Annotated in this window: 14 protein-coding genes and 1 tRNA gene; 13 read left to right on the plus strand and 2 right to left on the minus strand. The window is 46.6% G+C overall.

Annotated elements, in window-relative coordinates:
• Nucleotides 1–50 precede the first annotated feature (50 nt).
• From mnmG to BM200_RS24625, 7 genes are all read left to right on the plus strand, one after another.
• Complete coding sequence (gene mnmG, locus BM200_RS24595; RefSeq protein ID WP_091189320.1) at nucleotides 51–1,937, plus strand: tRNA uridine-5-carboxymethylaminomethyl(34) synthesis enzyme MnmG; 1,887 nt, start codon at nucleotides 51–53, stop codon at nucleotides 1,935–1,937.
• A gap of 2 nt (nucleotides 1,938–1,939) precedes the next feature.
• Nucleotides 1,940–2,662, plus strand: coding sequence for a 16S rRNA (guanine(527)-N(7))-methyltransferase RsmG (gene rsmG / locus BM200_RS24600; RefSeq protein WP_091189321.1), 723 nt, complete (start codon nucleotides 1,940–1,942; stop codon nucleotides 2,660–2,662).
• A 409-nt stretch (nucleotides 2,663–3,071) separates the two neighbouring features.
• Entirely contained in the window at nucleotides 3,072–3,890 is an 819-nt protein-coding gene (gene noc / locus BM200_RS24605) for a nucleoid occlusion protein (RefSeq protein WP_091189322.1), read from the plus strand.
• Between the two features lie 147 nt (nucleotides 3,891–4,037).
• A complete protein-coding gene (locus tag BM200_RS24610; RefSeq protein ID WP_091189323.1) occupies nucleotides 4,038–4,811 on the plus strand; it encodes a ParA family protein in 774 nt (257 codons plus the stop codon).
• Nucleotides 4,792–5,649: a ParB/RepB/Spo0J family partition protein gene (locus tag BM200_RS24615; protein ID WP_091189324.1), complete on the plus strand. Its 858-nt coding sequence runs from the start codon at nucleotides 4,792–4,794 to the stop codon at nucleotides 5,647–5,649. Before BM200_RS24610 ends, BM200_RS24615 begins: the two co-directional genes overlap by 20 nt.
• Before the next feature lie 228 nt (nucleotides 5,650–5,877).
• Nucleotides 5,878–7,035 carry an aminotransferase class V-fold PLP-dependent enzyme gene (locus BM200_RS24620; RefSeq protein ID WP_091189325.1) on the plus strand — a complete coding sequence of 386 codons (1,158 nt, stop codon included), beginning with the start codon at nucleotides 5,878–5,880 and terminating at the stop codon, nucleotides 7,033–7,035.
• A 28-nt stretch (nucleotides 7,036–7,063) separates the two neighbouring features.
• Nucleotides 7,064–7,546: a DUF4446 family protein gene (locus BM200_RS24625; RefSeq protein WP_091189326.1), complete on the plus strand. Its 483-nt coding sequence runs from the start codon at nucleotides 7,064–7,066 to the stop codon at nucleotides 7,544–7,546.
• Nucleotide 7,547: 1 nt separating this feature from the next.
• Here the strand turns inward: BM200_RS24625 and yyaC are convergent, their stop codons facing one another.
• Complete coding sequence (gene yyaC, locus BM200_RS24630) at nucleotides 7,548–8,165, minus strand: spore protease YyaC (protein WP_091189327.1); 618 nt, start codon at nucleotides 8,163–8,165, stop codon at nucleotides 7,548–7,550.
• Nucleotides 8,166–8,279: 114 nt separating this feature from the next.
• Between yyaC and BM200_RS24635 the strand changes: the two genes are divergently transcribed.
• The 5 genes from BM200_RS24635 to BM200_RS24655 all read left to right on the plus strand — a co-directional run bounded on the left by BM200_RS24635 (nucleotide 8,280) and on the right by BM200_RS24655 (nucleotide 11,196).
• Nucleotides 8,280–8,519 (plus strand): putative Se/S carrier protein, encoded by a 240-nt coding sequence (locus tag BM200_RS24635; RefSeq protein ID WP_091189328.1) that lies wholly within the window; start codon nucleotides 8,280–8,282, stop codon nucleotides 8,517–8,519.
• A gap of 23 nt (nucleotides 8,520–8,542) precedes the next feature.
• On the plus strand, nucleotides 8,543–9,418 hold the full coding sequence (locus BM200_RS24640) for a mechanosensitive ion channel family protein (RefSeq protein ID WP_245773143.1): 876 nt from the start codon (nucleotides 8,543–8,545) through the stop codon (nucleotides 9,416–9,418).
• Nucleotides 9,408–9,626: a DUF951 domain-containing protein gene (locus BM200_RS24645; protein ID WP_091189329.1), complete on the plus strand. Its 219-nt coding sequence runs from the start codon at nucleotides 9,408–9,410 to the stop codon at nucleotides 9,624–9,626. Before BM200_RS24640 ends, BM200_RS24645 begins: the two co-directional genes overlap by 11 nt.
• A 67-nt stretch (nucleotides 9,627–9,693) precedes the next feature.
• Nucleotides 9,694–9,784: transfer RNA gene (locus BM200_RS24650), tRNA-Ser, on the plus strand.
• Between the two features lie 95 nt (nucleotides 9,785–9,879).
• On the plus strand, nucleotides 9,880–11,196 hold the full coding sequence (locus BM200_RS24655) for an NAD(P)/FAD-dependent oxidoreductase (protein ID WP_091189330.1): 1,317 nt from the start codon (nucleotides 9,880–9,882) through the stop codon (nucleotides 11,194–11,196).
• 340 nt (nucleotides 11,197–11,536) lie between these two features.
• On the opposite strand, the gene BM200_RS24660 is transcribed toward BM200_RS24655, so the two are convergent.
• Nucleotides 11,537–11,722, minus strand: a complete 186-nt coding sequence (locus tag BM200_RS24660; protein WP_091189331.1) for a YjzC family protein — start codon at nucleotides 11,720–11,722, stop codon at nucleotides 11,537–11,539.
• A 185-nt stretch (nucleotides 11,723–11,907) separates the two neighbouring features.
• Here BM200_RS24660 and rpsF point away from each other — a divergent pair, with 185 nt between their 5' ends.
• Nucleotides 11,908–12,192 carry a 30S ribosomal protein S6 gene (rpsF, locus tag BM200_RS24665; protein ID WP_091189332.1) on the plus strand — a complete coding sequence of 95 codons (285 nt, stop codon included), beginning with the start codon at nucleotides 11,908–11,910 and terminating at the stop codon, nucleotides 12,190–12,192.
• The last annotated feature ends 21 nt before the right edge of the window (nucleotides 12,193–12,213 follow it).

The following is a 12,213-nucleotide window of genomic DNA, read 5'->3' on the forward strand; positions in this document are numbered from 1 at the left end:
ATTACGACCGACCGTAAGGAATTGCGGTTGATGAATTGGAGGGATATCAAATGACATATGAAGCTGGGCAATATGACGTGATCGTTATTGGAGCGGGTCATGCCGGCTGTGAAGCGGCGCTTGCTTCTGCACGGATGGGCTGTGAAACGCTGCTGCTGACCATAAACCTGGATATGGTGGCCTTTATGCCTTGTAACCCGTCGATCGGCGGACCGGCGAAAGGGCATGTCGTGCGTGAAATTGATGCATTAGGCGGGGAAATGGGCCGTAATATCGATAAAACGTTTATTCAAATGAGGATGCTTAATACAGGGAAAGGGCCAGCGGTTCATGCCTTGCGTGCACAGGCTGACAAATTCTCTTATCAGCATACGATGAAGAAAACGATTGAAGAGACCGATCATCTGACCCTTCGCCAAGGTATGGCGGAAGATCTCATTGTGGAAGAGGGCAAGATAAACGGTATTGTAACAAAAACAGGTGCTATCTACCGGGCGAAGGCCGTTGTTATCACGACAGGTACTTACCTTCGCGGTAAAATCATCATGGGCGAGCTGATGTATGAGAGTGGTCCAAATAATCAGCAGCCATCGGTGAAGCTGTCAGCAAGCCTGAAAGAGCTCGGCTTTAAGCTCGCTCGCTTTAAAACGGGAACGCCGCCGCGTGTGCATAAGGACACCATTGATTTCAGCAAAACGGAAATTCAACCGGGTGATGATAATCCGAAGTTTTTCTCGTATGAAACCCAATCCTCTGATAATGAACAGCTGCCATGCTGGCTGACGTATACGTCGGAAGATACTCATAAGATCATTAACGACAATCTGCATCGTGCGCCAATGTTCTCTGGAGCGATTGAAGGTACAGGGCCACGTTACTGTCCGTCTATTGAAGATAAAATCGTCCGCTTCGCGGATAAACCAAAGCACCAAATCTTCCTCGAGCCGGAGGGCAAGCATACTTCCGAGTATTATGTTCAAGGACTCTCGACAAGTATGCCGGAAGATGTGCAACTCGGAATTTTGCGATCAATTCCAGGTTTGGAAAAAGTTGAGATGATGCGTAACGGTTATGCAATCGAGTACGACGCAGTCGTACCAACGCAGCTTTGGCCTTCCCTGGAGACAAAGCTGGTTGACGGGTTATTCACAGCTGGACAAATTAACGGTACCTCCGGTTATGAAGAGGCCGCTGGTCAAGGCATTATCGCCGGCATTAATGCGGCGCGTAAAGTACAAGGGAAAGAGCCGGTTATTATTGACCGCTCACAAGGTTATATCGGCGTTATGATCGATGACCTGGTGACAAAAGGAACGAATGACCCGTACCGACTTCTGACGTCTCGCGCGGAATACCGTCTGCTGCTCCGCCATGATAATGCAGATATCCGTATGACGCCAACGGGGTATGAGATAGGTCTGATTTCGGAAGAACGTTATCAGAATTTCCTTAATAAAAAGGAGCTTGTAGCTCAAGAAATTGAACGACTCGGTACAGTGAAAATTAAACCGGAAGTGGCCCTGCCTATGCTGGAGGCTGCCAATTCAGCACCGATCGCTTTTACAATGGATGCGTTGTCGCTGCTTCGCCGTCCGGAACTTACTTATTCGTTGATTGAGCCGTTTGTACCATCTGATCTTCCATTGACGGAAGAGATGAAGGAGCAAGTTGAAATTCAAATCAAATATACCGGATACATCGAGAAGCAATTGCATCAAGTAGAGCGGCTGAGCAAAATGGAGAAGAAGAAAATTCCGGATGATATCGTGTATAGCGAAGTGCATGGTCTTGCTTCCGAAGCAAAACAGAAGTTAGCCGACATTCGTCCTTTGTCGATTGGCCAGGCTTCTCGGATCGCGGGCGTTACCCCGGCAGACATCTCCATTCTGCTTGTTTATTTGGAACACTATAACCGGGTGACGGCAGCGAGAGGGTAATGATGACAGAGACGCATGTATGGTTTGAAAAGCTGCTGGGGGAGAACGGAATATCGTTAAATGCCAAGCAGCTTGAACAATTTGATTCTTATCACCGCTTGCTTGTAGACTGGAATGAGCGGATGAACTTAACGGGAATTACGGAACGCGATGCGGTATTCGAGAAGCATTTCTACGATTCGATTTCGCTCTCGTTCTTCGTTAATATTAAGGAGATCAAAAGTATAGCCGATATTGGTTCGGGAGCGGGGTTTCCGAGTATACCTCTGAAAATCTGCTTCCCGCATCTGAAGGTAGTCATTGTAGATTCGCTTAACAAACGGATTCAATTTCTAAACCATCTGGTTCAGGAGCTTGGGCTTGACAATGTGAGCTGCGTCCATGGCCGGGCTGAGGATATTGCTAGATTGCCGGAGTACCGCGATTCCTTTGACCTTGTTACGGCAAGAGCAGTTGCCCGACTTAATGTGTTGAACGAATTTTGTCTTCCGTTTACCCGTAAGAACGGATCCTTCGCAGCAATGAAAGGTTCGCAAAGTGTAGAAGAGGTGAAGGAAGCAGGCGTCAGTTTGCGGGAACTGAAAGGGAAGGTTCGTGCAGAGCATGCACTCAAGCTGCCTTTCGAACAATCGGAGCGCTATATTGTATTAATTGAGAAGACTGACTCTACCCCGAAAAAGTATCCGCGTAAAGCGGGCACACCGCTTAAGCAGCCGCTTGTCTAAACATTAAATAAACCTCCCTATGTTTCACGTGGAACATAAGGGAGGTTTATTTTTGTCCAAATAGAAAAAGAGATAACTTCTAAAATATGCTCATTTACGAAGCGCATGCTGCTGCCCAGAAAGTACGGCGCAACTGTTTAAGATCGATTTGAAATATTAAAAAGATCAAGCAGGAAAAAAGCAAATAGAAGTCGAAATAATAGGAATAGAAAAGATGACCCGATTGAAGAGCGCGAAATTCGTATGGTTCCGTCGATTTCACTAGTCTCTTAAACGAGGTTGTCTGTACAGAGGAATATAGATAAAATGGTAGTAACGGGAAGCATACCGTTAATGCATAGCAGCACATCTTGGAAACCAGCCGTTACACCGGTAAATGGTTTCTTGGTCGGGTGGTAGAGAAGATAATATGAAGGAATCATTTTCCCGTTTGTTTGGTCTAAGTGATCAGCGGAGTGGTCAAGAAGAAGTTCGGCAAATTCCTATTCAAGATATTGATACAAGTCCATTCCAGCCTCGGACAATCTTCGATGATGAACGTATTGATGAATTGTGCCAAACGATCAAAACGCATGGCGTTATTCAACCGATTGTTGTTCGCGCAAGAAATGGCAGATACGAGATTATTGCTGGCGAACGCCGTTGGCGTGCGGTAACAAAGCTTGGATATGACACCATTCCGGCCATTATCCGCGAATTTAACGATTCACAGACGGCATCTATTGCTTTAATCGAGAACCTTCAACGCGAGAATTTGACAGCTATTGAGGAAGCGGTTGCTTACCAGAAGCTGATTGAACTCCATGAGTTGACGCAGGAAAGCCTGGCTCAACGGTTAGGTAAAAGCCAATCCACGATTGCAAACAAATTACGTTTGCTGGGATTAAATGACACTGTTAAAGAAGCCCTTGCTGGTCGTAAAATATCGGAGAGACATGCGAGAGCTTTACTTTCTCTGGACACGGAAGAGCTTCAGAACCAGGTGCTGGAAGAGATCATTACAAAGGAATTAAACGTCAAGCAGACGGAGAACCGTATTGCTTCCATGAAAGAAGAACCAAAAGCGAAGCAGACGAAACGTTTTGCTATGCCGAAGAATACTCGTCTTGCTTTTAATACCATTCGCCAAGCTGTACAGATGGTGTCCAGCACGGGAATGGAAATCAAGGCTGATGAAAAAGACCTTGGCGATTTTTATGAGATTACTATTCATATACCGAAAAGTTAGCTTTGCGTAAGTCGTCGATGATGAACGTAATAGTACTAATCCGGGCCGTCCTCTATGAGGGCGGCAAAACCGTTTATACCGATACGTTTCACCGTTAGTGCAATTGTCATCATGGGATTAAAAGTTTGGACACAGAGGTGAACAAGTTTGTCTAAAATTATAGCAATAGCCAATCAAAAGGGCGGTGTTGGTAAAACGACAACGTCTGTTAACTTAGGGGCTTGCATGGCAACACTCGGTAAACGGGTGTTGCTCGTTGACATAGACCCGCAAGGTAATACAACAAGCGGTATTGGCATCAACAAAGCAGACGTCAATAATTGCATTTATGATGTTCTTATTAACGATGTACATCCGAAGGATGCCATGTTCGAAACGAAGATTGAAGGACTTAAAATCATTCCGGCCACCATCCAACTCGCAGGTGCCGAGATTGAGATGGTTCCAACAATTTCACGAGAGCTTCGCTTAAAGAAGGCACTCCATCTCGTGAAGGATCAATTTGACTATATTTTAATTGATTGTCCGCCGTCGCTTGGTCTTCTGACGATCAATTCCTTGACAGCATCTGATTCGGTTATCATTCCAATTCAATGCGAATATTACGCGCTGGAAGGGTTAAGCCAGCTCTTAAATACAGTAAGGCTTGTTCAAAAACATCTGAACACATCCCTTCAGATCGAAGGTGTATTGTTAACGATGCTCGATGCACGGACAAACCTGGGTATTCAGGTCATTGAAGAAGTGAAAAAGTATTTTCAGCAAAAAGTGTATCAAACGATTATTCCGCGTAATGTCCGCTTGAGCGAAGCTCCATCACATGGTGAAGCGATTATTACGTATGATCCAAGATCCAAAGGTGCTGAAGTATATCTTGAACTTGCTAAGGAAGTGATTATGTATGAGCAAGCGGCTAGGTAGAGGACTTGATGCGCTTATTCCATCGCTTTCGGTAAGCGAAGACGATAAAGTCATAGAAATTCAATTGGGGCAATTGCGTCCGAATCCATATCAACCACGCAAAACATTTGATGACGATTCCATTAAAGAATTGGCAGAGTCCATCAAACAGCATGGTGTCATTCAACCGATTATCGTTCGTACGGTTCTCAAAGGTTATGAGATTATTGCAGGGGAAAGACGTTTCCGCGCTTCTCAGTTGTGCGGCAATGCAACGGTACCAGCAGTAGTTCGTGCTTTTTCTGACCAACAGGTCATGGAAATTGCGCTAATCGAAAACCTTCAACGTGAGGACCTGAATGCGATAGAAACAGCAATGGCCTATCAAGGGCTGATGGATAAGTTCAAGCTGACTCAGGAAGAGTTGTCGATGAAGGTGGGCAAGTCCCGTTCTCATATTGCCAACTTCCTGCGGCTTCTGGCATTGCCTGCAGAAATCAAAGATAATGTTTCACGTGGAACAATATCGATGGGGCATGCGAGAGCTTTAGTCGGGATCAAGGATGCGGCGATCCAGAAGGATATGGCTAATCGTACTGTTAGTCTTGGATGGAGCGTACGTGATTTGGAGGAAGCGATTCAGAAGCTTGAGGTGAAGGAGACGGCGGAAGCGGCCAAGGCGAAAGCGAAGTCGAAGAAACGTGATCCTTACATTGAGAGTTTGGAAGAGTCGTTAAGAGACCGATTCAAAACGACAGTTAAAATCAAACAGCAAAAAGATAAAGGGAAAATCGAGCTGCAATACTTCAACAAGCAGGATCTGGAGCGACTGCTCGAGCTGCTCCAAAATATGGCATAATATAGGCTGGATTCTAGCATACCAAAGTTGTAATCTTTGATTCGAAAGATTAAACTAAGGTATGCTATTCTTTTGTTTCAAGGTGAAGTAGCTAACGTTGTTTTTTGCGGTAAATCACGTTTCATTCCGGAGAAATCTAAATTTATTTAAAACAAGAAGCTTGTAAACTCTTTGATTTTTGAGAGAGTGTTTTGAGAGGGAAGAAGAGAAAGGAGGAAGAATATAAAGGTGGAAAAGATTATCTATTTGGATCATGCAGCGACTTCGTGGCCAAAGCCGCCTGCCGTGCTGGAAGCGATGCAGTATGCGATGCTTCATGAAGCGGCTAATCCGGGACGCGGAAGCCATCGGATGGCGGTAAAAGCAAGCCGTGTTTTGTTTGATACGAGGAAGCAATTAAGTAAGCTGTTTCGGATTAAAAATCCGAATGATATAGCATTTGCATCTAATACGACGGCTGCTTTAAACATGGCGATCAAAGGCTGGGTTAAAAGCGGGGATCATGTGATCGCAACATCGGTGGAGCACAATTCCGTTAGAAGGCCGCTCGAGTATTTGAAACATGCGCTTGGTATTCAGGTTACCTATGTAGAAGCGGATGAGGCCGGCCGTGTTCACGTTGACCGGATTGCTTCAGCAATAACTGCACAAACTTCATTAATAATCGTTAATCATAGTTCTAATCTGCTTGGAACCATAGCACCTGTTGCTCAGATTGGCGAACTTGCCAGAAGCAAAGGGATTAAACTGCTTGTTGACGCGGCTCAAAGTGCTGGCATTCTGGACATTGATGTCGAGGCAATGGGGATCGATATGATGGCGTTCCCGGGGCATAAGGGACTGCTTGGTCCACAGGGCACAGGAGGCTTGTATATCCATCCTAACGTCGATCTCGTACCTCAACTGCACGGCGGAACAGGGAGCCAATCTGAGGCGCCTGAGCAGCCTAGCGTACGTCCAGATCGGTATGAGGCGGGGACGCAAAATACACCCGGCCTGGCAGGTCTGAAGGCGGGCGTTGAGCATGTCCTGCATGAGACGGTTCATAACATCCATACTAAGGAATGGGTGTTAACCCAGCGGATTATGGAGGGGCTGTTGTCTGTAGACGGGGTGAAAGTTCTTGGGCCAAAGCTTGGTGAAGAAAGAACGGGGATCGTCGCATTTGTAGCGGAAGGGATTGACCCTTCAGAAATGTCCTTTATTCTAGATCAGCATTATCAGATTGCGGTTAGAGCAGGTTTCCATTGCACACCGCTAGCCCATGCCTGTGCAGGTACGACAGGAACAGGCGCAGTACGAGCAAGTGTAGGTTGTTTCACAACAGAGCAAGAAGCGGATGCCCTTGTTTCAGCAGTGAAAGAAATACGGAAGCAATATTCTTAGCATAATTTTCTGGGGGCGGAAGTTCGAAATGGATGAGTGGACGAATAACCCGATGAATGGGGTTACGGTTGTACTGGCATTGTTGGTCATCGTGTTATTGATTAGAGTTTCAGTAGTTGGAAGAAGACTGAAAAAACTTAGAAAACAGTATGTGGAAGTCATGGGCAACACCGGCATCACGAACCTGGAGGAAGTCATTATTGATTTGAAGCAGTCCATAACAGCACAAGAGCTGCAAAGCGAAAAGATGCAAAAGCAGTTGGAGCAGGTAAAGGACGTGCAACAACAGGAAAAAGGACGTGTTGGCATTCTGCGGTACAATGCATTTGCTGATCAGGGAAGTGATCTGAGCTTCTCGATTGCTGTAGTAAATGCATCCCAGGACGGGTTTGTAATCTCTGGGCTGCATAGCCGGGAGAATACTTATGTGTATGCCAAGCCAGTTAACAAAGGTGAGTCGAACTATACGCTTACTCCAGAAGAGCGCAAGGCGATTGCCGAAGCGAAATAGATTAGTTGGAATGAGGGTGTTCCAGGGCCGCTGCCTGTTCTCTGGAACGGGCAGAGACGTGGATGCTGTTCATGATGGAGGAGAATACGCTTGAAGCAATGATGTCGGCCATTTTCATAACCAGGTGTAGACGGGTGTTCTGGAGGACAAAATATTCCATGAATCCGCCAACATTCACAATGCCGGTAATATGGATGTCGCCAACGGGAGGAAGCTCCTTGTTTACGCCTGCACCCGGCCTTACAGGTCCTGTGCCTAATTGAATGGAACCGATACTGGCCACTTGTCCAAGGCAGGCGTCAATGCCGATGACAAACGGTTTATGATAAGTGCGGTTAATTTGATGAAGGGTATCTTCGAGGTTCATGGCATGTACAGGCTCTTCCAAGGTGCCGTAAAGGGAGAAGTGGGGACTCTGATATTTGGAAAGTGTCGTGCCGATCAATGGGCCAAGGGAGTCGCCAGTTGAACGGTCCGTTCCAACGCAGACGATGACGATCGGCCGCCCGGCAGACAGCTCATCAATCATAAGAGAAAGCCGGCTGACGATTTGACCAACAGCATTTGCTTCCGTGTAAGGAACCTTCAATGGTACATCCTTCATAAATGATAGTTTCATAGAATCCCCTCCGTAAATGCCAATATGATACTAGTATATGGATGAGACAACCATTTTATACGTCGCGAAGCCAATAGTTTCGCTCTATAGGGTGAGGGAGAGGAGAAAATTGCAATGTTAATCGCCTTTGATTCGACGCAGCAGGCGCTGCGGGCAGAGATGCTGCTGGAATATGCAGAGGTTGAAATCGATATTTGCCCTACGCCGAAGGAGATTACGGCTGGCTGCGCGTTATCGATTCATTTTCCGGAAGAAGAACTGGAAACGGTCAAGCATGTTATTGAAACAGAGAACGTAGAAATAAGAGGGGTATTCAAACCGGTGCAAGCCGGGTATGAACAAGTGAACTTGTAGTGAAGTAAGGATGGTGCGGTAGAATGGATATTCAGGCCTACTATAAAGATTTTGCAGCATGGATTACAAGCCAGACAACATGGGAAGGTTTTGGACAATCAGTCTTGCGCATTGCAGTTATTATTATTATCGGACAGGTTATTATTTGGATCGCGAACAAAACCATCGACCGGGTTGTCATTAATCAGACGTCCAATCGGCTGGTTCTTCAGACAAGAAGAATGACAACGGTAGGCAAGCTGGTCAAAAATATAATCTCTTACGCCGGCTATTTCATTATTGGCATGCTGGTACTTGGCGAATTTGGTGTTCAGCTTGCGCCGCTGCTTGCTGGGGCAGGCGTTATCGGACTAGCTATCGGCTTTGGAGCCCAAAGTCTGGTGAAAGATATCATTACAGGCTTCTTTATTATATTTGAAGATCAATTTGCCGTTGGCGATGTGATTCAGACCGGTACTTTCAAAGGGACGGTCGAGGTGATCGGGCTTCGGGCAACCCGGATCCACAGCTGGACGGGAGAGGTTCATATTATTCCGAACGGCATGATTAATGAAGTGACGAATTTCTCGATGCATAATTCGATTGCTTTTATTGACGTTTCGATTGGGTATGAAGAGGATGCTGAAAAAGCAATCTCGATTATCCGACGGGAACTGGAGCGTTTCGAAAATGACAATCTGGTCAAGCCTCCGGAAGTGCTAGGCATTCAGACCATGCTTTCGACCGAGGTGAAGGTACGCGTAACGGCCGAATGTCTTCCGAATACGCAGCCCATCGTAGCAAGAGCTTTAAATGCTTATATCAAGAAAGTGCTGGACGGTCACGGAATTGACATTCCGTATCCGCGAATGGTAACGTATCATCGCAATGAAAGGGGCGGCGATCCGAATGGAGCGTAAACAGTTCGAGCTTGGCGATATCGTTCAAATGAAGAAGCAGCATCCCTGCGGCTCCAATGAGATGGAGATTATCCGGATGGGAATGGATATCCGCATCAAATGTGTGGGCTGCAAGCATAGCGTACTGATTCCGAGAGCGAAGTTCGAGAAAAATATGAAGAAAGTACTGCGCTCCGCTGCTGATTCCGGGGAAAGCGGACAGGCCTAATTATTTTTTAGAAAACTGTTGCATTAGGACAAGGCGTGTGATATTATAGTTTTTGCTTGACACAAACGGAGAGGTACCCAAGAGGCCCAAGGGGGCTGACTCGAAATCAGCTAGGCGTGTCAAAGCGTGCGTGGGTTCGAATCCCACCCTCTCCGCCATTTTCGTAAATAACGCTTAGGCGGTTACATAACAATAGAAGCTCCTACGGAAACGTAGGGGCTTTTTTTATGTCCATGGGAAGCAGGTGATTGGATTGAATCGATATGATATTACGATTGTGGGAGCAGGAGTCAGCGGGATCTTTGCCGCCTATGAGTTAGCCGAAAGCGGAATGAAAATATTGCTGCTCGATAAAGGCAGGAAGCTGGAGGAGCGGAGCGACAGTTACATAGGTTTTGGCGGTCTGGGTATGTCAGAAGGCAAATACAACTTTACGAATGATTTTGGCGGTGAACTGGAGCGGAAAACGGGCTATGATACGGCATTGCAGCTGATGGAGGACGTAGATGCCCTATTATGCAAATACGGGGGAAGCGCAGCAGAAATGTATCACACCTATGATCCTGAGCTGTCGTCCCGGGCGAAAGAAGCCGGATTCGGAGTGCTGACGACGAAAACCCGGCATTTGGGAACGAAATTATCAAAGGTTGTCCTTCAGCGGTTGTACGATTACTTACAATCCAAAATAACAATGCGGTTCGAAGCGGAGCCGGTGCGAATAGAGAAGAAAATGGACAGCCGATTCACGATAGAGCTGCCTGACGGGACGGTCGTTGATTCTGGCCGGGTTATTATGGCAACAGGCAGAAGCGGAAACGATTGGCTCACTAAACAATGCCAATTGCTTGGAATCAACCAGGGGGAGGCCAGAGTGGATCTTGGTCTTCGGATAGAGATGAGGGGGAATCAACTGGATTCCTTATTAAAGAGGTCTTTTGAAACCAAACTTAGCTTCAAGGGACAGGATTATACCGCTACGACCTACTGTATGAATCCGCAGGGCAGGGTTGTTCTGAAGCTTCAGGAAGGACTGGCGATGCCAGACGGGCAAAATTACCGGGAGAAGGAAGAGGGCAGTCCCAATCTTAATTTTACTTTATTCATTGCGAACCATTTCCCGACACTGGAGGAGGCCGATGCCTACTTCCGGGATATCGTTAGCCGAATTAACCGGAATCGTCACCGGATTGCTGCCCAGAGGTTTGGCGCACTTCGAAAGGGGCAATGCAAGGGGACAGACAGCGGGACAGGGACAAGAAGCGTAATGCCAACTCTTGAGGCTGAATTTACAGATCTGCGGGAAGAGGTGCCGGAACGTTATATAGAGGCAACCTTGGCCTTCCTGGACGCTCTAGAAAAGCTGTTGGGGGAGAGGGTTGATGAGGATACCATTCTCTATGCGATCGACGGCAAGCTGTATTCTGCCGCTATTGAGACAAGCAGGTCATTCGAGACGAAGGTGGGCGGCTTGTATGTAATAGGTGATTGCTCGGGGACAACCCATTCTTTATCACAAGCTGCGGCAAGCGGGCTCTATGTCGGAAGGCTGCTTGCAGGTCAAAGGCAGTGAAGGATAGCGGGAACATAAAAAGAGGGACTCTTGCGAGTCCCTCTTCCGACGGTGTTGTAAGTTTCGATGAATTTTACATGATCATACAACAGAAAACCAGGTGCAACTCCCACAGATCGGTACACAATTCCACTAATGCTTCATCGCTTATCCGATCGTGACTGCTCGTGTGTTACAGCAACGTGTATTTAGCACAACGCCTCGCTTCTTAAGTGATGAGTAGTTAAATTCTCTAGTAGTCCTTGCCCCTATACAGGTCCAATGGAACCACACCTCTCTTCACCGTCGATACTTATAATGTCCGAGACCTAAAGATCTTATTCGGAACGGTTAAAAAAAATTAGTTGTGCCCCATCCGTTTCCATCTGCGTTCATGGTTTGATGTTTCCGGGAATCTCTCTCCCCGTTTCAACTGAACTTTCTTCGGATTGTTAATGCCCATATGGTAAGAATTATCGCCCGTTTCAATATAGGTGCCGTCGTTTGGCGCATGGTCGCCGGGGGAAAACACTGTCCATTCACCCATACTTGATCACCTCCTTGTCCGATTGTTAGTATTGACCGGATAGGACGGGGACATGAAAGGCAGAAATCGGGAGCGGCGGATGACTTGTCAATGGGTAGGCGATTTGCTATACTGTGTAGATGCGAGTAATAATCTCGCTCCTTGCCCTTTCGGGGGCCGCTTAGTCCAAAAGGAGGTGAAACACAATGCGCAAATATGAAGTGATGTACATCATTCGTCCGGACGTTGAACAAGAAAACGTTCAAGCCATCGTCGACAAATTCAGTGGCATCATTAACAATGGCGGGGAAGTCACGAAGCAAGATGTGATCGGTAAACGCCGTCTTGCGTATGAGATCAATAAGATTCGTGATGGTTACTACGTTCTGGTTCATTTCAACGCGAACAACGAAGTTGTTAATGAGCTTGACCGCATCATGAAAATTACGGATGAAGTTATCCGTTTCTTGATCGTCAGAGACGTTGCTTAATCCACGCTAGATGTTCGATTG

Source organism: Paenibacillus catalpae (assembly GCF_900112695.1).
GTDB classification, from domain to species: Bacteria; Bacillota; Bacilli; order Paenibacillales; family Paenibacillaceae; genus Pristimantibacillus; species Pristimantibacillus catalpae.